The 24,534-nt window shown below is 74.7% G+C and carries 15 protein-coding genes; 5 read left to right on the top strand and 10 right to left on the bottom strand.

Annotated features, from left to right (window positions below; all coding sequences use genetic code 11):
* Position 1: 1 nt before the first annotated feature.
* Genes EAD96_RS13270 through fabD form a run of 3 tightly spaced genes read right to left on the bottom strand, consistent with a single transcriptional unit; the run spans position 2 to position 5,110 of the window.
* Positions 2-1,870 carry an amino acid adenylation domain-containing protein gene (locus EAD96_RS13270; RefSeq protein ID WP_121684471.1) on the bottom strand — a complete coding sequence of 623 codons (1,869 nt, stop codon included), beginning with the start codon at positions 1,868-1,870 and terminating at the stop codon, positions 2-4.
* Positions 1,871-1,873: 3 nt separating this feature from the next.
* Entirely contained in the window at positions 1,874-2,815 is a 942-nt protein-coding gene (locus tag EAD96_RS13265) for a DUF6039 family protein (RefSeq protein WP_120569409.1), read from the bottom strand.
* 45 nt (positions 2,816-2,860) lie between these two features.
* On the bottom strand, positions 2,861-5,110 hold the full coding sequence (fabD, locus tag EAD96_RS13260) for an ACP S-malonyltransferase (RefSeq protein ID WP_233585709.1): 2,250 nt from the start codon (positions 5,108-5,110) through the stop codon (positions 2,861-2,863).
* 113 nt (positions 5,111-5,223) lie between these two features.
* On the opposite strand from fabD, the gene EAD96_RS13255 reads away from it, so the two are divergent.
* The gene (locus EAD96_RS13255) at positions 5,224-11,742 is read left to right on the top strand and encodes a non-ribosomal peptide synthetase (RefSeq protein WP_121684469.1); all 6,519 of its coding nucleotides are present in this window, start codon (positions 5,224-5,226) and stop codon (positions 11,740-11,742) included.
* Complete coding sequence (locus tag EAD96_RS13250) at positions 11,739-12,476, top strand: thioesterase II family protein (RefSeq protein WP_121684468.1); 738 nt, start codon at positions 11,739-11,741, stop codon at positions 12,474-12,476. Before EAD96_RS13255 ends, EAD96_RS13250 begins: the two co-directional genes overlap by 4 nt.
* A gap of 74 nt (positions 12,477-12,550) precedes the next feature.
* On the opposite strand, the gene bioA is transcribed toward EAD96_RS13250, so the two are convergent.
* Complete coding sequence (gene bioA / locus EAD96_RS13245; RefSeq protein WP_120569405.1) at positions 12,551-13,912, bottom strand: adenosylmethionine--8-amino-7-oxononanoate transaminase; 1,362 nt, start codon at positions 13,910-13,912, stop codon at positions 12,551-12,553.
* A 195-nt stretch (positions 13,913-14,107) separates the two neighbouring features.
* Between bioA and EAD96_RS13240 the strand changes: the two genes are divergently transcribed.
* From EAD96_RS13240 to EAD96_RS13230, 3 genes are all read left to right on the top strand, one after another.
* On the top strand, positions 14,108-15,346 hold the full coding sequence (locus EAD96_RS13240; protein ID WP_121684467.1) for a cytochrome P450: 1,239 nt from the start codon (positions 14,108-14,110) through the stop codon (positions 15,344-15,346).
* 84 nt (positions 15,347-15,430) lie between these two features.
* The gene (locus EAD96_RS13235) at positions 15,431-16,414 is read left to right on the top strand and encodes an ATP-binding cassette domain-containing protein (RefSeq protein ID WP_121684466.1); all 984 of its coding nucleotides are present in this window, start codon (positions 15,431-15,433) and stop codon (positions 16,412-16,414) included.
* Positions 16,411-17,211 carry an ABC transporter permease gene (locus tag EAD96_RS13230; RefSeq protein ID WP_013476303.1) on the top strand — a complete coding sequence of 267 codons (801 nt, stop codon included), beginning with the start codon at positions 16,411-16,413 and terminating at the stop codon, positions 17,209-17,211. Before EAD96_RS13235 ends, EAD96_RS13230 begins: the two co-directional genes overlap by 4 nt.
* Before the next feature lie 68 nt (positions 17,212-17,279).
* Here EAD96_RS13230 and EAD96_RS13225 read toward each other — a convergent pair whose 3' ends face one another.
* From EAD96_RS13225 to EAD96_RS13200, 6 genes are all read right to left on the bottom strand, one after another.
* Positions 17,280-18,536 (bottom strand): hypothetical protein, encoded by a 1,257-nt coding sequence (locus EAD96_RS13225; protein ID WP_121684465.1) that lies wholly within the window; start codon positions 18,534-18,536, stop codon positions 17,280-17,282.
* Positions 18,537-18,715: 179 nt separating this feature from the next.
* Positions 18,716-19,909: an alpha/beta fold hydrolase gene (locus EAD96_RS13220; protein ID WP_121684464.1), complete on the bottom strand. Its 1,194-nt coding sequence runs from the start codon at positions 19,907-19,909 to the stop codon at positions 18,716-18,718.
* Positions 19,906-21,141: a hydroxymethylglutaryl-CoA synthase family protein gene (locus EAD96_RS13215; protein WP_121684463.1), complete on the bottom strand. Its 1,236-nt coding sequence runs from the start codon at positions 21,139-21,141 to the stop codon at positions 19,906-19,908. Before EAD96_RS13215 ends, EAD96_RS13220 begins: the two co-directional genes overlap by 4 nt.
* Positions 21,138-21,386, bottom strand: a complete 249-nt coding sequence (locus tag EAD96_RS13210; protein ID WP_013476299.1) for an acyl carrier protein — start codon at positions 21,384-21,386, stop codon at positions 21,138-21,140. The genes EAD96_RS13215 and EAD96_RS13210 overlap by 4 nt, the downstream gene beginning before the upstream one ends.
* Positions 21,383-22,318: an LnmK family bifunctional acyltransferase/decarboxylase gene (locus EAD96_RS13205; RefSeq protein WP_013476298.1), complete on the bottom strand. Its 936-nt coding sequence runs from the start codon at positions 22,316-22,318 to the stop codon at positions 21,383-21,385. Before EAD96_RS13205 ends, EAD96_RS13210 begins: the two co-directional genes overlap by 4 nt.
* The coding region (locus EAD96_RS13200; RefSeq protein ID WP_121684462.1) for an alpha/beta fold hydrolase at positions 22,315-24,534 on the bottom strand (2,220 nt) is incomplete at its 5' end. The genes EAD96_RS13205 and EAD96_RS13200, both read right to left, overlap by 4 nt.

The raw sequence follows: 24,534 nt of genomic DNA, 5'->3' as shown, positions 1-24,534 counted from the left end.
GTCATCCTCCTACCTGTTGCAGGGAATGGTGGCGTCGGGACGCGTCCACCACCTCGGCGAGGCACCCGACCGTGGGTTCCTCCATCTCGGCGCCGGTCAGCGCGATGCCGAACCGGTCGTTCACCATGGCCACGATCCGGGTGAGGGCCAGCGACGTGGCGCCGAGGTCGAACAGGTCGCCGTCCACCGGCACGTCGCGGCGCAGCACCTCGTCGGCGATCGCCTTCACCCCGGACACGGCGTCGTCGCCGGCCGGTTCGGCCAGGCGGTCCAGGACCGCCACGTCGGCCTTGCCCTGCACGGTGAGCGGGATGTCGGCGACCACGTGGAAGCGGGACGGCCGCAGGTAGCCGGGCAGGTCCGCCACGGTCGCGGCGAGGTCCGCCTCGGTGAGCGTGTCCGGGTCCGCGCCGGGCGGGGGCGTGACGTAGGCGACCAGGCGTACGTCGCCCTCGCCGAAGTCCTGGGCGGTCACCAGCGCGGTGCCGACGCCGGGATGGGCCAGGACCGCCGCCTCCACCTCCCCCGGCTCGATCCGGTAGCCGCGGACCTTCAACTGCCTGTCGACCCGGCCGAGGTAGACCAGGTCGCCGTCGGTCCGCACGGCCCGGTCCCCGGAGCGGTACCAGCGCTCACCGCCGGAGGTGACGAACCGCTCGGCGGTCAGCTCCGGCTGGTGCAGGTATCCCCGCGCCAGCCCGGCGCCCGCCACGTACAGCTCCCCCGGTGTGCCGTCGGGCACCACCGCGCCGGTCTCGTCGCGCAGCTCGATCCGGACGCCGGGCAGGGGCCGGCCGATCGGGCTCACCGACGGCCGGTCGAGGTCCGCCGCGACGATCCGGCGGGCGGTGGCGTGCACCGTCACCTCGGTGATGCCGTACATGTTGACCAGCTCCGGCCGGTCGTCGCCGCGCCGGGCGATCCACGGCGCCAGCACCCCGACGTCGAGCCGCTCGCCGCCGAACACCACCAGGCGCAGCTCGTCCGGGCCCTCGTCGGCCAGGTAGGCGGCGGCGAACTGGCGGAACGCCGACGGGGTCTGGTTGAGCACGGTGACCTGTTCGCGCCGCACCAGGTCCAGCATCAGCGCCGGGGTCCGGGCCACGCGCCCCGGTACGACGACGAGCCGGCCGCCGGACAGCAGCGCGCCCCACAGCTCCCAGACGGAGAAGTCGAAGCCGATCGAGTGGAACAGCGTCCACGTGTCTTCGCTGCCGAAGCCGAACCGTCCGGCGCCGTGCTCCAGCAGCGCCACGACGCTGCGGTGGGTCACCTCCACGCCCTTCGGCGCCCCGGTGGAACCGGACGTGTGGATGACGTACGCGGGGTCGTCCGGCCCGGCCTCGGCGGCGGGCTCCACCACGGCGCCGGTGCCGCCGGCCCGCTCCGCCGTGCCGTCGGCGGCCGTGACCTCGACCGCCGTGACCTCGCCCTGCGGGTCCTCGCCGTCGGTGTCCTCGTCGTCGGCGGCGTCGTCGTCCTCGCTGTCGTCGGCCCACAGCACCGGGCCCGACCACTCCGCGAGCGAGTCGGCCGTCCGGGTCACCGCCACCGTCACCGGAACCCGGCTGCCGGCCAGCACCGCCGCGACCCGCGCGGCCGGATGCCCGGCGTCCACCGGCACGTACGCGCCACCCGCCTTGACCACCGCCAGGACGGACACGACCAGGTCGACCGAGCGGTCGACACACACTCCGACGTGGACGCCGGGGCGCACCCCGTACCCGCGCAGCCGCTCGGCCAGCTCACCGGAGAGCCGGTCCAGCTCGCTGTAGGACAGCCGGTGGTCGCCGCAGGTCACCGCGATCCGGTGCGGCTGTTCCGCCGCCCGCCGGGCGAAGATCGTGTGCAGGCAGTCAGTCACGGGCATCGGTCACCGCTCCGTCTTGGTGGCGTACATGCCCCAGTGCTGGGGCGTGAGCGACAGGTCGGACAGGCTGGACTGGACGAACATCCGTTCCCAGCCCCCGCCGCCCTTCTCCTCCGGGATCCACTGGCGGGTGAACACCTCGCGGGTGGCGGGGTCGCTCATCGCGCGGACGCCCATCAGCGTGTAGTACGAGCTGAGCGACTTCAGGTGGATGAAGTGGTGGATGCGGTCGGACCGGCCGAACGCCTCCTCGTACAGGTAGATGGTGGCGTGGCCGGCCAGCGCCCGGTTCCAGCTCTCGCACAGCGCCCGGGCGAACGCGCGCCCCTCGGCGCGGAACTCGTAGCGCAGCTCGCCGGTGCGGTGCATGAGGATGCCGCAGGTGGCGGAGTTGAGCTGGTCCTCGACCGGCACGTCGGTCTGGAGCTGCGCGGTGGGCACGGTGAACGTGGCCGCGCCGTCGGTGGTCCGCACCGAGTCCGGCGTCTCGTCCGACGTGCCGTACATGCCGAAGGCCGACGGGATGAGCACCGTCTCGTGCAGGTCGCCGTCGAGGAACATCCGGTCCCACGTGCCGCCGCCGCGCGCGGGGTCGATGCGCTGGCGCATGATGATGTCCCGCCACCCGGCGTCGCGGCTGCCCATCTCGATCAGCGTCTCGTACGCGTGCAGCGACTTCAGGTGCATCAGCCAGTGGAGGCGGTCCTTCGTGCCGAAGGTCTCCTCGTAGACGAACACCGTGATGATGCCGGCGTAGTTGGTGTTGAGGTACTCCGACAGCTCCCGGGCGAACTGCCGGGCCTCGGAGCGGAACTCGGCACGCAACTGACCGACCCGTTCGACGATCACGCCGGCGTTGCCCGAGTGCAGGATCGCGGCCCGGTCGATCGAGGTCTGGGCCTGGGCGGTCGGCAACACGAACGGCGGACTCGATGTGGTGGTCATCGGAGACTCCTTCGCTTCGGCTGGTTCGGTGGGCGCCCGGACACGCTAGTCAGCATCGGAGCAGCCGCTCTGCTCACTACTGGCCACCGGCGGACAGTGCCGGCGCAGGACGTCGGCCGCGCCGCGCATCAGCAGTTCGGCGATGACGTCGACGTGCCGCAGCCGCCAGTCGGCCAGTTCGGTGCCGCGCACGTACCTGTTGAAGGCGCCCATCGCCGGTCCGGTGTGGACCTGGAAGTTCGCCCGTTCCGTGGTGTCGCCGCGCAGCGCCACGTCCGTGGCGTGGGCGAAGTACCACTTGAACGCCAGTGCCATCCGCCGGCGCGGGTCGGCGCGCTCCACCTGCGCGGCCCGGCCGGTGTCCCGGTAGTGCCGCTCGGTCTCCCGCCACACCTGCGCGAACGGCCGGCGGAAGGTGGTCCGTTCCACGGCGTCGCGGATCGCGGCGGGCACCTCGTCCCAGGTGTCGTAGCGGTGGTAGAGCTGGAGCAGCTGGGTGGCCCGCGCCGCGAACATCGTGCCGCGGCGTAGCACCTGCACGCGGGAGCCGAACTCGAACGTGTCACCGGCCGGCGCGTACGCCGTGTCCTGGATCCCGGCGCGCGCCAGCAGGTCCTTGACCTCGGGTGACGTCCCGGCCTCGGGCGTGGCCTGGTTGATCGACCCGGTGACCACGAAGTCGGCGCCGAGCACGAACGCCGCGGCGACCGCCTCCGGGGTGCCCAGCCCGCCCGCGGCGCCCACCCGGATCCGTTCGTGGTAGCGGTGCCGGAGCATCTCCGCGTCACGCAGCAGGACGAGGTCCGGCACGAGCGTCAGCGCGGACCGCGCGTCGGTGTGCCCGGCCGAGTCGGCCTCGGCGCACAGGTCGCCGCTGACCGGCAGCCGCGCCGCCGCCGCGGCCTCCCCGGCGGACAGCGCGCCCTCGGCCACGAGAGCGGCGAGCACGGACTCCGGCGGCGGTGCCAGGAACGCGGCCGCGACCTCGGGCCGGGACACCTTCGCCACGACGTGCCGGACGGCGACCGGGGTGCCGTCGGCGCTCAGGTGCGCGCCGGCGAACCGGAACCGCACCAGCGCCGCGGTGACGCCGGTGTACCCGGCCGCCTCGACGTAGCGGACGTCGTGCCGGACGTACAGCTCCGCCAGCGCCGACTCCAGCGCCGGGTTGTCCGGCATCGCCAGCAGGTTCATGCCGAAGCGGCCCGGACCGGGATCCACGGTGAGCGAGCGCAGGACCGCCTCGACCTCGTCGCGGTCGAAGCCACCCGCGCCGAAGAAGCCGAGCAGGCCCGCCTTGCCCAGGCGGGCGACCATCGCCACCGAGCTGATCCCGCGGTACATCGAGCCGGCGAGGTAGGCCCACGTGACGCCGTAGTCGGCGCGGAACCGCTGACAGCCGAGCGCCGCCGGTCCCCGGTCGCCGCCGTCCGGCACGGCCGGCGCCGCCGCGAGCACCGGGCGGAACAGGTCCGTCAGCACCCGGCCCGGACCCAGCTCACGCACCGTGCGCACGCCGCGGCCGACCAGGTACGCCATCGTCTCGCGCCACCGCACCGGGCGGCGCAGCTGCACGGCGAGCAGGTCGGGCAGCAGCAGCGGGTCGTGCGGCCGGGCGGTCACGTTGGAGATCACCGGCACCCGCGGCGGCGCGAACCGGACCTCCGACAGCACGTCGGCGAACTCGGCCGCGGCGGCGCGCATGTACCGCGAGTGGAACGCGGCGGCCACCGGAAGCGGGACGCAGCGGCCCAGACCGGCGGCGGTGACCGCCCGCGCCGCGGCCGACAGCGACTCGCGCGGGCCGGAGAGCGTCACCTGGCCGTCGGCGTTGTCGTTGGCCACGTCCACGTCGTCGACACCGGCGTCGGCGAGCACCCCGGGCAGCCGGTCCAGCCGTTCGCCGAGCACGGCGAGCATGCCGCCGCCGGCCGCCCGCGCCATGATCTCGCCGCGGCGGCACACCAGGCGCAGCGCGTCCTCGAAGTCCAGGCAGCCGGCCGCGAACAGCGCCGCGTACTCGCCGAGGCTGTGCCCGGCGAGGTAGTCCGGCGGCGGCTCCTCGTCGCGTGCCGCCAGGTAGGCGAGCGCGCCGACCACGAACAGCGCCGGCTGCGCGTACCGGGTGTCGCCGAGCAGGGCGTCGTCGCGGCACAGCCGGGCCACCGGTACGCCGATGATCCGGTCGGCGGCGGCGCACTCGGCCGGGAAGCGGTCGAACAGGTCACCGCCCATGCCCCGGCGCTGCGCGCCCTGCCCCGGGAACACCCAGGCGGACTTCGGTCTGGTGGACACGACTTGGACTGTCCGGCCCGCCGGACGCACTGGCTGCCCAGAGTTGAGCAGCACGCCCGGTCCGGCGCCGCTTAGGTTGCGGCGACAGGGCCGGCCTTCGGAGCGGGGAGCGCATGAACGAGCAGACCGCCATCCCGGACCGCGTGGAGATCGTCCTGGGCGTCCTGTCGGGCGTGCTGCCGGCCGGAGTCACGGCGGACGCCGACACGGACCTGGGCGACCTGGGACTCGGTTCCCTCGCCGCCGCGCGGGTGCTGCTGGAGGTCGGCGCCGCGTTCGGCACCGAGCTGCCGACCGACGCGCTGCGCCGCTGCGCCACCGCCCGGGAACTGGCCGAGCTGGCCGCCCGGGCCGCGCCCGCCGGCGCGGGGCTGCGTCCCGACGTACGCCCCGAGCCCGGGCGGCGGCACGAGCCGTTCCCGCTCACCCCGCTCCAGGAGGGCTACCTGCTGGCCAAGGCGACCGGCGGGCCCGGCTGCCACCTCTACCGCGAGTACGACGTCGCCGACCTGGACGTGGACCGCCTGCGCGCGGCGTGGGGGCGGCTCGTGGGGCACCACGAGGCGCTGCGGCTCGTGCTGACCGCGGACGGGCGTCAGCGGGTGGCCGAGCGGCCGCCGGACTGGACCATGCCGGTCGGCGCCGACGCCGAGGAGGTACGCCGGCGCCTCTCCCACCACTCCTACGGCCCGGCCGACGAGCCGCTGTGGACGGTCGAGGTGACCCGGGCCCCGGACGGCGGCGGTGTGCTGCACCTCAGCGTCGACGCGGCGATCGTCGACGGCGCCGGGCTGGAGTTGCTCGTCGACCAGCTCCGGGCGCTCTACGACGACCCCGGCCACGAGCTGCCCGCCCCCGGCGCCTCGCTGCGGGACCTCGGCGTGGCGCTCGCCGCCCACCGCGACGGCGACGGGTACCGCGCCGGCCTGGAGTACTGGGCCGACGCGCTGCGTGACCTGCCGCCCGGACCCGCGCTGCCCACCTCCGGCGCCGAGCCCGGCCCGGTCCGGGTGCCGTACACGGCGGCGCTGACCCGGCGCGAGTGGGCCGCGGTGACCGCGTACGCGGGCGATCTCGGCGTCTCCCCGACCGCTGTGGTGCTCACCGCCTTCACCGAGGCGTTGCGGCGGGCCGGCGCCGACGCGGCGTTCTCGCTCGTGCTCACCACCAACAGCCGGCTGTGGCTGCCCGCCGACGCGGCCGGTGTGCCCGGGCCGTTCACCTCGACCACCGTGTTCGTCGCCGAGCCGGCGACCGGGCGGCCGTTCGGAGAGGCCGCCCGGGCGGTCCACGACCGGCTGCGCCGCGACCTCGAACACGCCGACGTGCCCGGTGTGGCCGCGCTCCGTGAGCTGCGGTCGCGCCGGCTGCCGGTCCCGGCGGGGCTGCCGGTGGTGTTCACCAGCCTGCTCGACGTGGGCGGCACCGGCGCCGACGGCCGGTACGCGGTCAGCCAGACCACCGGCGTCACGCTCGACGCGCAGATCGGTGAGCGCGACGGGGAGCTGCGCGTGCGGTGGGACGTCGCGGAGGACGCCTTCGCCCCGGGCGTGGTCGCCGCGACCTTCGCCTGGTTCGTCAACACGCTGCGCTGGCTGCGGCCCGTCCCCGACGACGCCGGCCGTCCCCTCAACGACCTCCAGCAGGCGTACTTCGTGGCCCGGACCACGGGCGGCACCGGGCCGTGGAGCGGCTGCCAGGTGGTGCACGCCTTCGCCGTCGACCGGCTCGACCTGTCCCGGCTGGAGTCGGCGTGGCTGGGCCTGCTCGCCGCGCACGAGCCGCTGCGGACCGTCGTCACCCCGGACGGCCGGCTGGTCACCCGCGACGACGTGCCGGACCGGTGGCACATCCCGGTGACCGGGCCCGGCGGGCCGCCGCCCGACGCGGTGCAGCGGGACATGGTGGGGCGGGCCTTCCCGCTCGGCCGGCTCCCCCAGGGCGAGCTGCGCGTCCAGGTGGACGAGGCCGGCGCGGCGACCGTGCACGTGGCGCTGGACCTGCTGGTGGCCGACGGCCGCAGCATCCACCTGCTGCTGCGCGAGCTGATGCGCCGCTACGCCGACCCGGGCACGCCGGTGGCCGGGCCGCCCCGCGCGCCGCAGGCGTCGCCGGACCCGCACGCCCGCCGGTACTGGCAGGACCGCCTGGCCGACCTTCCGCCCGGCCCGCAGATCGAGGCGCACACCGGGCCGCGGCGGCGGCGTACCGCCCGGGTGGCGGGCTGGACACGGATCCGGCGGCTGGCCCGCGAACGCGGCCTCGCGCTCGACGCGCTGCTCATGGCCGCGCTCACCACCGCGCTCGGCACCTGCCACCACGACCGCTTCGCGGTGCCGCTGGTGCGGTGGACGCCGCGGTCCGAGCCGTTCCGGCCCGCCGAGCTGACCGCGCTGAGCTGGCTGGCCGCGGGCGAGCCGGGCGAGGGCCTGCTCGACCTCGCCGAGCGCTACGACCGGCAGATCACCGCCGACGCGGCGGCGGACGGCGCGTCGGGCCTGGCCGAGCTGCGGCGGCTGGTGCTGCGGCGGATGCGCGACGGCGGCGCCGGCTACCCGGTCGTGTGCACCGGGCTGCTCGAACTCGGCGACGTGCCGCTGCCGGACGGTGTGACAGCCGGCCCGTGGCTGACGTGCACACCCGACGTGGCGCTGGACTGCATCGCGATCGACGAGGGCGACGACACGCTGCGGCTGTTCTGGGACGCCACCGAGGACGCGATCGGCGACGACGACCTGGACCGGATCTTCGACGCGTACCGGTCGGCGCTGGCCGAGCTGGCCGACCTCGGCGACGTCCTGTACGGGTGGAACGACACCGCCGTCGAGTTCCCGCACGCCGGGCCGGTGCACCTGCTGTTCGAGGCCCAGGCCCGGGCCCGGCCCGAGGCGGTCGCCGTACGCGGGCGCGGCGGGACCACGTCCTTCGGTGAGCTGAACGCGGTGGCGAACCGGATCGCGGTCCGGCTGCGCGCCGCGGGCGTCGGCGCCGGATCCGTGGTCGGGATCAGCGTCGCCCGGGGGCCGCTCATGGTCGCCGCCGTGTACGGCGTGCTCAAGGCCGGTGGCGCCTACCTGCCGGTGGAGCCGTCACTGCCGCCGGCGCGGGCCGCGCTGATGCTCGCCGACGCGGGCGCGATCGCGCTCGTCACGACCGGTGACCTGGACCTGCCCGCGCCGGGCCGGCCGGACGGGATCGCCGTGGTCCACGCCGACCGGGTCGGTTCGGCCGCCGTACCGGACCCGGAGCCGTGCACCGGCGAGGACGACCTCGCGTACGTCATCTTCACCTCCGGCAGCACCGGCCGGCCCAAGGGGGTCGCGGTCACCCACCGGGCCGTGCACAACCTCCTGCACTGGGCGCGCCGGACGTTCCGCTTCGGACCGGAGGACACCGGGCTGTGCGTGACGTCGCTCGGCTTCGACCTGTCCGTGTTCGACATCCTCGGGCTGCTCGGCTACGGCGCCTCGATCTACGTGGCCGACTCCGAGCAGCAGAAGGACCCGGCGCTGCTGCTGGACGTCCTGCTGCGGGAACCGGTCACGTTCTGGAACTCCGCGCCGACCACCCTGGCGCACGTCGTACCGCTGACCGCCGCGCACCGCGGCGGGCCCGGCACCACCGGCCTGCGGCTGGTGTTCCTCAGCGGCGACCACACGCCGCTGCCCCTGCCCGACGAGCTGCGGGCCTGCTTCACCGCCGCCGAGATCGTCAACCTCGGCGGGGCGACCGAGGCCACCGTGTGGTCGAACTTCTACCGGGTCGGGACGGTCGACCCCGGGTGGCGCAGCATCCCGTACGGCCGGCCGATCGACAACGCCCGCTACTACGTCCTGGACGACGAGCGGCGCCCGTGCCGGCCCGGCGTCGAGGGCGACCTCTACATCGCCGGGGAGGTGCTCGCCGTCGGCTACCACAACCGGCCGGACCTCACCGAGGACCGGTTCGTGCCGTGCCCGTTCGGGCCGCCCGGCGACCGGATGTACCGCACCGGCGACCGGGCGGCGTTCCTGCCGGACGGCAACCTGACCTTCCTGGGCCGGGCCGACCACCAGGTGAAGATCCGCGGGTTCCGGGTGGAACTCGGCGAGATCGAGCACCGGCTGCGCGGCCATCCGGGCGTCAAGGACGCGGTGGTGGTCGCCCGCGAGGAGGGCGGCGAGCGCAAGCTGGTGGCGTACCTGCTGTCCTCCGGCGGCACCGCCCCGGCCGTACGCGACCTGCGGGCCTTCGCCGCCGAGACGCTGCCCGACTACATGGTGCCGAGCCACCTGGCCGTGCTGGAGCAGTTCCCCGCCACCGACAACGGCAAGCTGGACCGCGCCGCCCTGCCGTGGCCGCTGCCGCCGGTCACGCCGCCCGCGCCGGACGTCGCACAGACACCGGTCGCGCCGCCGGAACCGGCGGACACCCCGCACGCGCCGGGCGTCCGTCAGGTGCTCACGGAACTGTTCGCCGACCTGCTCGGCGAGACCGTCGACCCGGCGGCCGACCTGTGGGACCAGGGCGCCACGTCGTTCACCATGGTCCAGGTCTCGGCCCGGCTGCACGAGCGTCTCGGCACCCGGGTGCCGGTGGCGGCGCTGCTGGAGAACCCGACGATCGACGGCATTGCCGCGCACCTGTCGCCCGGCCCGCCGGCACCCGTACCCGCGGACCCGCCCCCGGCCGCGGCGCCGCCGCCGCGGACGGTCGACGTGCTCTCCCCCACCGAGCGGTCCGCCTTCGCCGCGGCCCGGCTGGACCTGCGCGACGACGGCGAGGCGGTGCCCCTGTCCGGGGAGCCCCCCGCGCGGCGGTGGTACCGGCGTCGGGCCTCGCGCCGCGACTTCCTCGACCGGCCCGTGCCGCTGTCCACGGTGGCGGGCCTGCTGGGCCTGCTGCGCCCGCTGCCCGACGGCGACCGGGCGCGGCGGCTGTACCCGTCGGCCGGCGACACCTACGGCGTGCAGGTCTACGTCCACGTGCCCGGCGACCGGGTCACCGGGCTGCCGGCCGGCGTCTACTACCACCACCCCGACGAGCACACGCTGCGCCGCATCGGCGACGGCGCGGCCCTGGACCGCACCGCCCACTTCGTCTACAACCGGCCGGTGTACGACCGGGCGGCGTTCCAGATCCTCCTCGTCGGGCAGACGCGGGCGATCCGCCCGCTCTACGGCGACGACGCCGAGCGGTACCTCGCCCTGGAGGCCGGTTACCTCGGCCAGGTGCTGATGAGCGCCCAGGCCGACCACGGCCTCGGGCTGTGCCCGGTCGGCGCGGTCGCCGAGGCGCCGGTGCGCGCCGCGTTGCGGCTGGACGACGACCACGTGTTCCAGCAGGCGTTCCTGTGCGGTCCGGTGACGCGCGACGACGAGACCGAGACGCCCGCCGCCGGTCCACCGCCCGCCGCGGGGCCGCACGAGATCGCCGTCGTCGGGGTGGCCGGCCGCTACCCCGGCGCGGACGACGTGGGGACGCTCTGGCGCAACCTCGACGCCGGCCACTGCGCGATCACGCCACCCCCGCCCGGGCGGGGCGCCGGACCGGCCGGCGGCTACCTGTCCGGCCTGGAGACGTTCGACAGCATGGTCTTCGGGATCGCACCGGCCGAGGCGGCCGTCCTCGACCCGCAGGTACGCGTCCTGCTCGAAGTGGTGTGGGCGTGCCTGGAGGACGCCGGCCACACCCCGGCGTCCCTCGGCCGGGTCGGTGTCTTCGTCGGGGTGATGTGGCACGACCACCGCCTCGCCGGCACCGACCGGTGGCGCGACGGCGACCCGGCCCGGATCTCCGGCACCGGCTCGGAGATCGCCAACCGGATCTCCCACACCTTCGACTTCCGCGGCCCGAGCGTCGCCGTGGACACCTCCTGTTCCTCCGCGCTGACCGCGCTGCGCCAGGCGGCCGAGAGCCTCGACCGGGGCGACTGCGACGCCGCCGTGGTCGGCGCGGTGAACCTGCTGGCGCATCCGTACCACGTGGCGGTGCTGCGCGGGCTGGGCCTGGTCGCCGAGACGCCGCACCGGGCGCTGGACGCCGCCGCCGGCGGCTGGTCGCCCGGCGAGGGCGCCGGCGCGCTGCTGCTGCGCCGGCTCGGCGACGCGCGCCGGGACCGCGACCGCGTCGACGCCGTGGTGGAGAGCACCTGGGTGGGGCACAGCGGCGCGACGAGCCGGTTCGGCACGCCCGACGCGGCCACCCTTGCCGGCTCGCTCACCGAGGCGGTGGGCCGGGCCGGGCTCACCCCCGCCGACATCGGGTACGTCGAGTGCGCAGCCTCCGGGGCCGCCCTGTCCGACGCCGCCGAGATCGAGGCCGTGGGCCGGTTCCTGGCCGCCGCCGCGCCCGGTCCCGAGGGGGTACGCGTGCCGATCGGCACCCTCAAGCCGAACCTGGGCCACGCGGAGGCCGCGTCCGGGCTCGCGCAGCTGACCAAGGTGCTCCTCCAGCTGCGGCACCGCCGGCTCGTACCGACCCTGGTGGCGGAGACGCCCCACCCGCTCGTCGACCTCGGCGCGCTGCCGGTGCGGTTCGTCCGCCGGTCCGAGCCGTGGACCGGCGTCCCGCTGCGCGCGCTCGTCACGGCGGTCGGCGCGACCGGCACCGTGGGGCACGTGGTGCTGCGGTCCGACGAGGAGGAACGATGAGCAACCGGTGGATCAAGGGCCCGGCCGACCCGGACGCCCCGATGCTGCTGTACTGCGTCCCGCACGCCGGGGGCGGCGGCTCGTTCTTCCGGCCGTGGCGCGCCGCGCTGGAGCCGTACCTGGGCGTCTGCCCGGTCGTGCTGCCCGGCCGGGAGTCCCGGCTGTCGGAGCCGCCGTACACCAGCATCGAGCACGTCGTGCCGCCGCTGGCCGCCGCGATCGCCGCGCACGCGGACCGCCCGTACGCGTTGTTCGGCCACAGCATGGGCGCGGTGGTCGCGTACGAGACCGCCCGGCGGCTGTCCGCCGGGCCGAACGGTCCGGCGCGGCTGTTCGTCTCCGGCCGGCGCGCGCCGCACCTGCCCGCCCGCCGGCCGGACCGGCACACGCTCGGCGCGGACGAGTTCCTGCCGGCCGTCGCGGCGCTGGGCGGCACGCCGGACGAGGTGCTGCGGCGGCACGACCTGATGGCGTTGTTCCTGCCGGGGCTGCGCGCCGACTTCGCGGTCAACGAGACGTACCGGCAGTTGCCCGGCCCGCCGCTGCGCTGTCCCGTGTCGGCGTTCACCGGCGACGCCGATCCGGAGGTCGACGTGACGGAGATGCGCTCCTGGGCCGAGGTCACGTCGGCCGGCTTCAGCCTGCGGGTGTTCAGCGGCGGTCACTTCTACCTGGCCGGCCCGCCCGCCGAGCTGGCCGAGGCGCTCCTGGCCGATCTCGCCGTGCGGTCCTGAGCCGGTCCTGAGCCGGTCCTGGAGACGACGGAACGGGACGGGCCCGCGCCCGTCCCGTTCCCGTTCTCCCGCGCTCAGGCGGACAGCGAGGCCACGACCTCCTGCGTCGCCTGGAGCAGGATCCGCGACATCGTGCGCAGCTCCTCCTCGGTCATCACCAGCGGCGGCACGATGACGATGGTGTCGCTCGGCGCCGAGTGGATGATCATGCCGAGCTCGCGGCACCGCTCGGTGATACGGGTCGCGACGCCCAGCTCCATCGGGAACGGCTCGCGCGTCTCCACGTCGGCCACCAGCTCGACGGCGGCCAGCAGGCCGCACTGGCGGACGTCGCCGACGTGCGGGACGCTGCGGAACTTGTCCAGCTCCTCGGCCAGGACCACGGCCTGCGCCTGGCCGTGCCGGATCAGGTCGTCCTTCTCGAACAGGTCCAGGCTCGCCAGCGCCACGGCGACGGCGAGCGGGTTGCCGGAGAACGTGTGCCCGGACAGCAGCATCTTGCCGTCACCGCGGAACGCGTCGAACACCTCCGCCGACGCCATGGTCGCCGTCAACGGCATGTACCCGCCGGTCAGGCCCTTGCCGACGCAGAGGATGTCGGGCGACACGCCGTCGGCCTGGCAGGCGAACATCGGGCCGGTACGGCCGAAGCCCACACCCAGCTCGTCGGCGATGAGCAGGACGCCGTAGCGGCGGGCGATCTCGGCGACCCGGGCCAGGTGACCGTCGCGCGCCACGATCATGCCGCTGACGTTCTGCACGCGCGGCTCCACGAGCACGGCGGCGACCTCGTCGCCCTCGCGCTCCAGCACCTCCTCCAGCGTGTCCGCACAGGCCAGGTTGCAGTTGTTGTTGCACAACCCGCAGCGGTACGCGTACGGCTGGGCGAACGAGCTGGTCTCGCGCAGCAGCGGCTGGTAGAAGTTCTTCAGGATCGTCATCTGGCCCACCGACAGCGCGCCGATGGTGTCGCCGTGGAAGGCCCCGCCCATGGACACGAACTTGTTGCGCTGCGGCGATCCCTTGAAGACCCAGTAGGAGTACGCCATCTTCATCGCCGTCTCCACGGCGCTGGAGCCGGACTCCAGGAACAGCACCTTGTCGATGCCCTCCGGGGCGAGCCGGACCAGCCGGTCGGCGAGTTCCGCGGCGCCCGGGTGGGTCATGCCGTAGAGCGTGGTGTGCGCGATCTTCGCCGCCTGCGCGGCCAGCGCCTCGTTCAGTTCCCGACGTTGGTGGCCGTGGATGTTCACGCCCAGCGAGGAGCCCGCGTCGAGATAGCGGTTGCCGTCGCTGTCCACCAGGTAGACACCCTCGCCGTGGGTGATCACCAGGGGCTTGGCGTTGAGGTAGGCGTCGGTGGGGGTGTACGGGTGCCACACGCGCTGCTGGTCCAGCGTGCGCAGGCGTTCGGTCTCCGTGGTTTCGAGGTCCATGCGTCGGCGCTCCGTCATCGAAGGGAACCAGGACAACAGCACGCAGTCCACCGGAAGAGGGCCGGTGACGTCTGCGCAGTAGTGCGCAGGGTGGCCGGTGCTCAACTCTGAGCAGAGGTGTCGCCATGGCCCGGAAATGCTCATCCGGAGCCGGCGCCGACCGGTGCGGCCGAACGCTGGAGAGGGGACGCCGACGTGACGACCTCCGAACAACCGGACCTGATGTCGCCCGCCGCACGGGAGACGGCCTACGACACCTACGCCGCCCTCCGCGACGCCAACCCGGTCTCCCGGGTCCGGATGCCCACCGGCCAGGACGTCTGGCTGGTCACCGGCTACGACGAGTGCACCAGCTTCCTCACCGACTACCACCGGTTCAAGACCAGCCCGACCGTGATGCCCGAGGGCATGGAGGCGCCGGCGCTGCCCGAGGCGGTGGTGCGGCTGCTCGGCGGCAGCATGGGCAGCGTCGACCCGCCCGAGCACACCCGGCAGCGCCGGCTGGTGCAGCAGGCGTTCACGCCGCAGTACGTCGAGCGGCTGCGCCCCGGCGTCCAGCAGATCACCGACCAGCTCGTCGACGGGCTGCTCGAACGTGAGGGGCGGACCTTCGACCTGGTCGAGGACTTCGCGGTGCCGCTGCCGCTCACCGTCATGTCCGACATGCTGGGCATCCCCCGCGCCGACCGGGACCGGTTCCGGCTCTGGTCCGAACTGCTGCTGTCGCTGGACCCGACGTCCGCGCAGTCCGCGCCGCAGGGCATGAACCCGGCCCAGGTGATGGCCGAGATCGAGGAGTTCGTGCGCTACCTGGACGCGCTGATCCAGCGCAAGCGCGCCGAGCCCGGCGACGACGTGATCTCCGGGATGGCCCTGGCCGAGGCCGACGGCGAGCGGATGAGCGACGACGAGTTGCTGAAGATGGTGGCGCTGCTCGTGGTCGGCGGCCTCGGCACCACGCAGCACCTGATCGGCAACATGGTCCTGGCGCTGTTCCGCAACCCCGACCAGCTGCGGCTGCTGCGCGACAAGCCCGAGCTGGCGCCGGGCGCCGTCGAGGAGATGCTGCGCTACCACGGCCCGATCGAGATCAGCTTCCCGCGGTTCGCAGCCGAGGACACCGAGATCGGCGGCGTGCCGATCAGCCGCGGCGAGATGGTGATCGGCGTCCTCGCGGCCGCCGACCGCGATCCGGGCCGCTACCCGGAGCCGGACCGGCTCGACATCGAGCGGACCGCGAACCGGCACCTCGCCTTCGGCCGGGGCGCCCACATGTGCCTGGGCGCGCCGCTGGCCCGCGTCGAGGGGCAGGTCGCCATCACCACGCTGCTCGCCCGGATGCCCGACCTGCGCCCGGCGGAGAGCCTCGACGAGACGCCCTGGCGGCCCGGGCTCACGCTGCGCGGGCTGACCGCGCTCACGGTCGAGTTCTGACCGGGCCGGCGCGACCGGCTCCCACTGCGGTTCGGCCGGCCGGCCGGTGAGCATCCCGACCGAACCGCAGAGGGAGGAGACGACGTGGCGAACGCCATCGTCGCTGACGGGCTACGCAGACAGTTCGACAAGGTGACCGCGCTGGACGGCCTGGACCTGGTGGTGCCGGAGGGCACCATCACCGGGATCCTCGGGCCGAACGGCGCGGGCAAGAGCACCGCCGTCCGGCTGCTCACCACACTGCTCGCCCCGACCGGCGGCCGGGCCGAGGTGGCCGGATTCGACGTGGTCACCCAGGCCGCCGAGGTACGCCGGGTGATCAGCCTGTCCGGGCAGCACGCCGCCGTGGACGAGAACCTCTCCGGGTTCGAGAACCTGGAGATGCTGGGCCGGCTGCTGCACCTGGGCTCCCGGCAGAGCCGGCAGCGGGCCGACGAGCTGCTGCAACGCTTCGACCTCGTGGACGCCGCGGGCCGCCGGGCGAAGGAGTACTCCGGCGGCATGCGGCGGCGCCTCGACCTGGCCGCCGCGCTGATCCGTACGCCGCGGGTGCTGTTCCTGGACGAGCCGACCACCGGCCTGGACACCCGGAGCCGGACGGCGCTGTGGGACACCATCGGTGAGCTGGTCTCCGGCGGCATGACGCTGCTGCTGACCACCCAGTACCTCGAGGAGGCCGACCGGCTGGCCGACCAGATCGTGGTGATCGACCACGGCCGGGTGGTCGCCGGCGGCACGCCGGACGAGCTGAAGCGGCGGGTCTCCGGCACCAGCCTGGAGATCACCCTCGGGCCGGACGCCGACCTGACCGCCGCACAGGCGGTGCTCACCTCGCTCGGCACCGGACCGGCCAGCGTGGACGAGGCCGCCGGCCGGATCTCCGTGCCGGCCGGCGACGGCGTGGACACGCTCCTGGCCGGCGCGCGGCTGCTGCGCCAGGCCGGCATCCCGGTCCGGGACGCCGCGCTGCGCACGGCGACGCTGGACGACGTCTTCCTCGCCCTCACCGGCCCCGGCCGGCGGACCGGCGACGAGCCCGCCAAGGAGACCGTGGAGGAGAAGCAGTGAACGCCGTCGTACTGGCCTTCGGTGAGGGCGTCGTCGTCGCGAAGCGCAACCTGAGGATGATCCTGCGCGTACCGGAGATGCTGCTCAACGCGGCCATCGCGCCGGCGATGATGACGCTGCTGTTCGGCTTCATCGTCGGCGGCGCGATCGACGCGCAGGGGGTGCCGTACCGCGAGTACCTGCTCGGCGGCATCTTCGTGCAGGCGGTCCTCTTCGGCGCCGTCAACACCGGCACCGCGATCGCCGCCGACCTGCGCAACGGCATCGTCGACCGGCTGATGTCGATGCCCATCTCCCGGTCCGCGGTGCTCGTCGGCCGCACCACGAGCGACCTGGTGAACAGCGGTGTGGTCATCACCGTCACCGCGCTGCTCGGCCTGGTCGTGGGGTGGCGCAGCCGCACGTCGGTGCCCGAGGCGGCGCTGGGATTCCTGATCCTGCTGGCGTTCGCGTACGCGCTGTCGTGGCTGATGGCCGTGGTGGGGCTGGCGTCCCGGGCGCCGGAGGCGGTCAGCAGCACCGGCTTCACCATCGCCATCCCGCTGGGCTTCCTCTCCAACGCCTACGTGCCGATCGACTCCATGCCGGGCGTCCTGCAACCGGTCGCCGAGTGGAACCCGGTCTCGGCGATCGTCCAGGCGGTCCGGGTCCAGTTCGGCAACGTCGACCCGTCCACCGCGCCGGACGTCTGGCCGCTGCAACACCCGGTCGCCGCCTCCGCGCTGTGGATCGGCGCTCTGCTGGCCCTGTCGATCCCGCTGGCGATCGCCCAGTTCCGCAGGTCCGCCGGGCGCTGAGACGCCCGCTGACCGCCGGACGACGACTCCGCCCGTGCAACCGGGCGGAGTCGTCGTCCGTGGGGGGCCTACTCCACCAGGACGCGGTCCGGCGCGCGGCGGCGCAGCCGGCTGGAACGTCGCAGCGACCGCAGCCACATCAGGGTGCCGCCGCCGTCGAGCAGGAACGACAGCATCGCCAGCGCGAGCACGTCGGCCCAGGTGAACTGGCCGGTCATCTCGTCGCCGCGGAAGAAGCCGACGACCCGGACCAGGTAGAACCACAGCAGCGGGATGGTCGCGGTGAACAGGACGGCCAGGGCCACGACGCGGCCCAGGACCCAGACGACCGCGTAGATCCGGATGGTGCGCATCTCGCCGCGCCCGACCCCGGACTGGTCGATGAGCCGGCGGCGCAGCACCCGCCGGACGAGGTTGCGCAGGTAGGCGCCGGTGTCGGCCATCAGGCTCCGGGTGTCCAGCGCGGTCGTGATCAGGTAGTAGAAGTCGGTACGCAGGAACAGGAACGTCTGCCAGAGCAGCCGGATGAACGACGTGAACAGCACGCCGGCCACCACCAGCCGTACCGGCTCCGGCAGCCCGAGGACGCCGACGTCGTTCAGCCACAGCGTGATGAACAACAGCGCCGCGCCGATCACGTCGACGAGCGGCCCGACCAGCACCGCGACGAAACGCTCCCGCTTGGACGCCATCCACATGCCCGACAGGTCGGTCTGCGCGACGATGGCGTACATCTGGTTGCCGACAGTCATGCGGGCCGACGTGCCGGCGGCGCGCGCCCCCACGACGTGGGCCAGCTCGTGCAGCCACACGCCGATCACCGCGATGCCGAGGACGACCAGCAGGTAGGCCCAGAAGTGGGAGTGGAACATGAGGCTGGACGGCCCGGGCACCAGCCCCGGCCGGTCGACGGCCATCGCGACCGCGACTCCGACGACCACGCCGCAGACGGCGAGCGCGGGCCGGCTCAGCAGGCGCCGTGCGGCGTGCGGGGACAGCCACTCCAGATGCCCGGCGCGTCGCGCCCGGGCCGGTTCGGCGTCCGGCGGCGGGTCGTGCGCGCCGGCCGGGGCGAGGAACCCCTCGTCGGCCAGCGCCTGGAGGAACGCGTCGGCGTCCGGTGACGCCGCGTGCGTCGCCTCGAAGCGGCGTACGGCCTCACCGACTGTGGCGCCGTCGCGCAGCCACTCCAGCAGGTCGAGGCCCTCGGCCGGGATGGACAGGTAGACCTGACGACTGTCGTCACCGATCACGGCGAAGTCACCGTCTCTGCGGGCGGTGTACGGCCGGACCAGGACCGGTGCGTCGAGGGCGAACTCGGTCACTGTGGGACCTCTCCTCTGACGGTGCGGGACTGGGCGCAGGGGCGGGGGTCCGGCAGCCGGACCCCCGCCCCCGTGTCACCGGGTTCAGTTCAGCGCGGGCGCGCACGGGGCGACGGCGCTGGCCTTGATGGACTCCAGCTTGCGCACCGGGAGCGACTTCTTGGGCGCGGTCTCCTTGGTCATGGGAACACCTCCTCTCCACCTCTCGTCGGGACGGGGGGCACCCGCCGGCCGGCTTCGGCGGGAGATCGTGTGCCGAGGGCGTCGTCGCCGGCGACGAACCGCGCGGCGAGGTCGACGAGGCTGTCCTCGGCATGGAACAGCGACAGGTGGTCGCCGTGCGGGGCGACATGCAGGACGGACCCGGCGATCCGGGCGGCCACGGCCCGCGAACCGGCGGGATGCGCCGTGTGGTCGTCCTCGCTCGTGACGACGAGCGTGCGCGTGGTCAGCCCGGCGAGGTACGGACGCAGGTCCGTGCCCATGATGGCGCCGTTGAGCCGGCAGTACCGGCGCAGCAGCTCGGGCGTCGCGTACGGGTACGTGACCAGGTGCGCCAGCCGTGGCGGGGCGACGCCGAGCATGGTGTTGGTGAGCACCGCGTGCACCGCCGCGGCCTGCTGCGGGCCGCGGGCGGCCATCGCCATCAGAGCCTGCAGGTTCTGCTGGTGGTCGGTCTTCGGGCTCTCGCCGCCGAGGTCGAAGTCGCCGTGCCAGAGGCTCAGCGACGACACCCGCTCCGGCGCCCGCGCGGCCGCCACGACCGCGAGCACCGCGCCGCCGCACAGGCCGATCAGGTGCGCGCGGCGCAGCCCGAACCGGTCCAGCACCGCGAGGAGGTCGTCGGCCTGGGCCACCACGCCGGTGTCGCCGGTGAACCCGTCCACGTCGGCGAACAGGCCCCGGGTCTCGGGGACGAGCACGTGGAAGTCGCGGGACAGCCGGTCGGCCCAGCCCTCCGCGAGCCGGGCGGGCATCCCGCACGCGGACACCAGCAGCACCGGCGGCCGGTCCGGGGCGCCGCCGGCGTACGTCGGCAGCACCGCCCCGTCGCCGGTACGCACGTCGGTGCGCCGGAAGCGGCAGGTGAAGTCCCGCTCGCGCGCCTCGGCGGCCACCCGCGGCTCGTCCGCCGCCCGCGGTGCCGGGTTCGCGTCGAGGTCCAGCAGGTCGCTCAGCACCCGCTCGAACGGGCCGAGATCGGCGGCGTCGGCCACCGGCGTCGGCGCCGGCACGTCCAGCCGTGCGCACAGCCGGACCAGCGCGGCGGCGGTGGCCGGGTCGGCGCACCGCACGCGAACCGGTGGCGGCAGCACCCGCAGCAGCGGGCCCGCCGCCAGCAGCGCGGCGGCCGTGTCCAGCCCCGGCGTCACGCGCCCGCCCCGATCCACTCGTAGGTGCGGTGGTAGGCGCGGGCGCCGGTGCAGGCGAGCAGCGTGCGCGGGCCCGCCACCCGGTCCAGCACCTCGGCGTACCGCCCCGGGTCGATCCGCTTGTCCGCCACCGGCACGAGGCAGTCGGCGTTGTCGGCGAGGATCCGCTTGTACTCGTCGAACGTCAGCTCGCACCGGCCGGCGAGGTGCTCGCCGATGCGCATCCGGCCCACCTCGGCGGTGGACCGCGCGTCGACCAGGCCGGAGTAGAACTCGGCGGCGCAGCCGGAGCCGTACGAGTACATCCCGACCCGTACCGGTTCGTCGGGCCGCAAATGGTCGATCAGGCTGGCCAGGGCCAGGTAGACCGAGCCGGAGCAGAGGTTGCCGACCAGCCGCGGGTACTCCAGCCCGGGCGCGACGCGGCGGGCGAAGTCCGCGTCGGCGTCCGGCATCCGGTGCTCGCGGGCGAGCTTGCGGTGCGCCGCGCGGACGATGCCGGCGAACGGCGTGTGCATGGCCAGCCCGCCGAAGGTGGTGGCGAAGTCGACGTCCGCCACCTTCTCCGCGTAGTGGGCGTAGGCGTTCGTCAGGCAGTCCAGGTAGGCGAACAGCGAGCGGTCCGCGTCGGCGACGTCGAACGTCGGGCCCGGCCGGGCCGAGTCGAACGTCTCGTAGCTGTGCGTCCCGAACGCCCCGAGGTCCACGTCCAGCACCCGCGGGTCGTCGCCGAGCAGCACCGCCGCGGCGCCGGTGCCCATGGCCGGCTCGGTGTACGAGGCGTTCTCGTTCACCAGTGACACGTCGGTGGCGATCACCAGCGCCTTGGCGCCCGGCGACAGGCCGGCGGCGAGGTAGCCGCAGGCGAGCTGGAGCGCCCCGGTCGCGGCGTAGCAGGCCTGCTTCACCTCCAGCATCCGGCAGCGGCGGCTCAGCCCGAGGTGCCGGTGCACGTACGAGGCGATCGACTTGCTGAGGTCCAGGCCGGACTCGCTGGAGGTCACCAGCAGTTCGATCCGGTCGCGGTCGGCCTCGTCCATCGCGTCGAGGATCGGCTTGGCGGCGTTCACCGCGTGCGTGACCGGATCCTCGAACGGCAGCGCGACCGACTTCGCGGTCATCATCAGGTTGCCCAGGCGGGTCGCGTCCAGACCGCGCCCCTCGAACAGGACCGGCACCGCGACGGAGGCCACCCCGCAGTACACGTTCAGGGCCTCGATGCCCACGTTCATGCCGTCACCTCGCAGAGGTACGCGACCAGGTGGTCGATGTCGGGCAGGTCACTGAAGCTGCCGAGCGGCTCGTCGACGCCGAGCCGCTCCCGGAGGGCCAGGATGATCTCGACCCGGTCGATCGAGTCGGCGCCCAGGTCGCGCAGGTGCGCGCCGCCCGGGATCCGGTCGCCGGGGACCGCCGGCAGGATCTCGGTGATCACCTCGTGGACCACCCGCCGGACCGCCTCGTCGTTCGCGCTCACGTCGTCGCCTCCGTCCGGGTCTGCGCAAGGGCCACCGCGAGCGGCCGTCCGGTGTCGCGGTCGGCGAGCACCACCCGGACCGTCTCGTCGGCGCCGGTCACGTCGCCGCCCGGCCGCCGGGACACCCGCACCCGCAGCACGGCGCCCACGTCGGCGTTGCCGAGGTAGCTCATCCGCTGGTCCAGCACGATCCGCCGCAGGAAACCGGCGTCGGTGCCGCCGCGGTGCCGCCACAGCCGCAGCGACGCCCAGTCCACGATGGAGAAGTAGGACGCGAAGTAGAGCAGGCCGACGCCGTTGAGGTCGCGGCTCGGGTCGACCGGGTAGTCCAGCGCCAGCCGGTCCAGCGGGTCGGGCGGGTCGGGCTCGGCGCCGAGGGCGCGCAGTTCGGCGTACGCGCGCCGGGGCGAGTGCCGCGCGGGCAGCACGGGGAGGTGCGCGTGGCGGAACCCCGGTGGGGACGCGCTGCGCAGGTCGCCGTTGCCGCCCGACGGGCCCCGGACCACCCAGCGGTTGAAGTTCTGCGCGTACAGGCATGCCGGGTCGGGGTGGGCGTAGAACTCGTCCGGGTCGACGACGCGTCCCGGCCGGTCGCCGCGCCGGATCTCGTGCAGCGTCAGCACCGACTCGCTGCCGGAGGCGAAGGACCGCGAGTCCACCCGCAGCACGTCGCCGAAGGTCATGCCGCGCACGTGCAGGTCGGCGCCGCCGCGCAGGTGGATGTAGTGGAACGCCAGGTAGGTCGGCATCCCGTCGGCGTCGCGGGCGGTGTAGACGTTGGTGTCGCAGAGCGCGCTGACGGTGTCCCAGGTCCAGTCGCCGACCTGGCCGACGAACAGCGACCCCGGCCCGCACATGCCGGGCCGCACCACTGTCGTCCGCGTCGTCGCGTCGGGACCGAGCAGTTCCAGCTCGGGAGTCAGGACGGTCACGACCCCTCCCCTCCGGCGCCGCGCAGGAAGTCGGTCAGGATCCGGTTGCACTCCTGCGGGCTGGTCAGATACGGGAAGTGGCCGGCGTCGGCGATCTCCTCGTAGCGGGCGCCCCGGATGCCCTGGTGCAGCAGCCGCGCCGTCTCCGACGGGATGACCGTGTCGTGCCGGCCCTGCACCACGAGCGCCGGCAGGTCCAGCTCGCCGAGCCGGTCGCGGAGGTCCGGCCGGGCCGCGAACACGTCGAGGTAGCGCAGCCCTGTCTGGGGGTCCATGCTCTCGCAGCGCAGCAGCAGCGCCTCCACGGCGGCCCGCTCGTGCCGCAGCCGGTCGGCGCCGGACCCCTCGATCGTGCGGTCGAGGTCCTGGGCCGCCACCACGGCCAGCCGGTTGATCTCACCGACCCGGTTGCCGATCTTGTAGGAGCTGCCGAGCAGGATCAGCGAGGCGGTGTCCTCGGGGTGGTTGAGGGCGAACGTGAGCGCGACCAGCCCGCCGAACGACGCGCCGGCGACGTGGACCGGCCCGTCGACCCCGATCTCCCGCAGCACCCGCAGTTGGAGGGCGGCGATCCCGTCGAGGGTGAGGTCGGCCGAGGCGGTGCTCGCCCCGACGCCGGGGTGGTGGACGCTGATCACCCGGTACCGCCCGGCCAGCGCCTCGAACTGCCGCGCGAAGACGCCGGCGCCGATGTTGAACGGGTGGGCGAGCAGCAGCGGCGGGCCGTCGCCGGCGGTGAAGACCTCCACCTGGGCGCCGGCCACCGGCACCACCCGTCGGCGTACGGCCGGCTGGTGTTCCCGCAGCACGGTGCCGTTGTCGTCGGCCGGGGCCTGGTCGCGCAGCGCCTGCCGGACGTCCTCGGGCACCCGGTCGGCGGGCTGGTAGACCGCCCGGGCCGCCTCCCCCGCCGTGCGGATCCCGCCGGTGACCAGTTCGGGAACCTCGCCCGGTGCGGCGGTGAGCGCGGCGACGGCGGCCACCACCGCCTCGGCGTCGTCGGGCCCGAAGCCGACCGGCACGGCGAGCCGGACGGTGCCGGCGAGCGGCCCGCCGACGGCCAGGTGCGGGCCGCCCCGGACGCCGGCGCCGGTGTAGAGCCAGGCCAGCCCGGACATCGTGGGGTGTTCCTGACCGGCCAGTCCGGGCATCCGGGCGAGGTCGAGCAGGACACAGTGGGCGCCGTCGACGTCCACGACCGGCAGGCCGGCCGCCCGCAGGCCGTCGCGGAGCACCGCGACGGCGGCGACGCGCCGCCGGACCAGTTCCGTGACGCCGTCGCGGTCCGCGAGCGCGGCCCGCAGCGTCATCCGGGTGGCCCGGTCCACCTCGGCGCCGCGCCGCGCCACGTGCTCGCGCAGCCGCGCCGCCAGCTCCGGGTCGCGGGTGGCGACCAGCCCGCCGGCGGTGACGCCGAAGTCCTTGGACAGGCTGAGCGTCGCCGTGTCGGCGACGGCGAGCATGTCCCGCACCCCGGTCCAGGGATCCCCGTCGGGGCCGGCGAGCTGGACGGCGTTGTCGACGACGCGGCTGGCGTCCAGGACGAGCGGCACCCCGTGTGCGGCGGTGACGCGGCGCAGCTCCCGGAGGGCGGCGGGTTCGACGGGTACGCCACCGGCGGCGTTGCTGGCCGCCTCCACCACCACGAACGACACCGATCCGGGGGTCCGGCGGGTCAGCTCGGCCGCGAACGCCTCGATCGTCTCCGGGTCGAGCCGGCCGATTCCGACGGCCACCGGTTCGTACCCGAGGTCGGCGAGCGTGGACAGCCAGGTCGGGAACGCCGCGGCGTGCAGCACGACACCGCGCGGGCCCGGGTGGCAGCGGCAGAGCAGTTCCTCGGCCGCCCGCCCCGACCGGGTCGGCACCACCTCGGGCATGGGCAGCCAGTCGTGCGCGGTGAGCTCGGGCGGGGCGGGCCGCTCGGCGAGCAGCCGCGTCCGGGCCGCGACGAAACCGTCCGCCCGCTCCGCCCAGGAGTCGGTGAGCAGGTCGAAGGGGACCAGCTCGGTCGGCAGGGCCAGCGCGTTGTACCCGTGCGCGGCCAGCAGGTCGGCACGTCCCGGCCGCAGCGCCGGGTCCGGCGGCGGTCCCGCGTCCGCCGGCGGCGCGGCGGCGCCCGACGGCACGGCGCTCTCCGGCGGCGCGGTGGCGCGCGGCGGCGTCGCGGCGGCGGCGTCCGACGACGGCGCGGGACCGGCGGGGGCGCCGTCCAC

It is taken from the genome of Micromonospora sp. BL1 (assembly GCF_003667485.1).
GTDB lineage: Bacteria > Actinomycetota > Actinomycetes > Mycobacteriales > Micromonosporaceae > Micromonospora > Micromonospora tulbaghiae.
The sequence above is the reverse complement of the archived record's forward strand: the minus strand, read 5'-3'. Positions and strand labels throughout refer to the sequence as shown.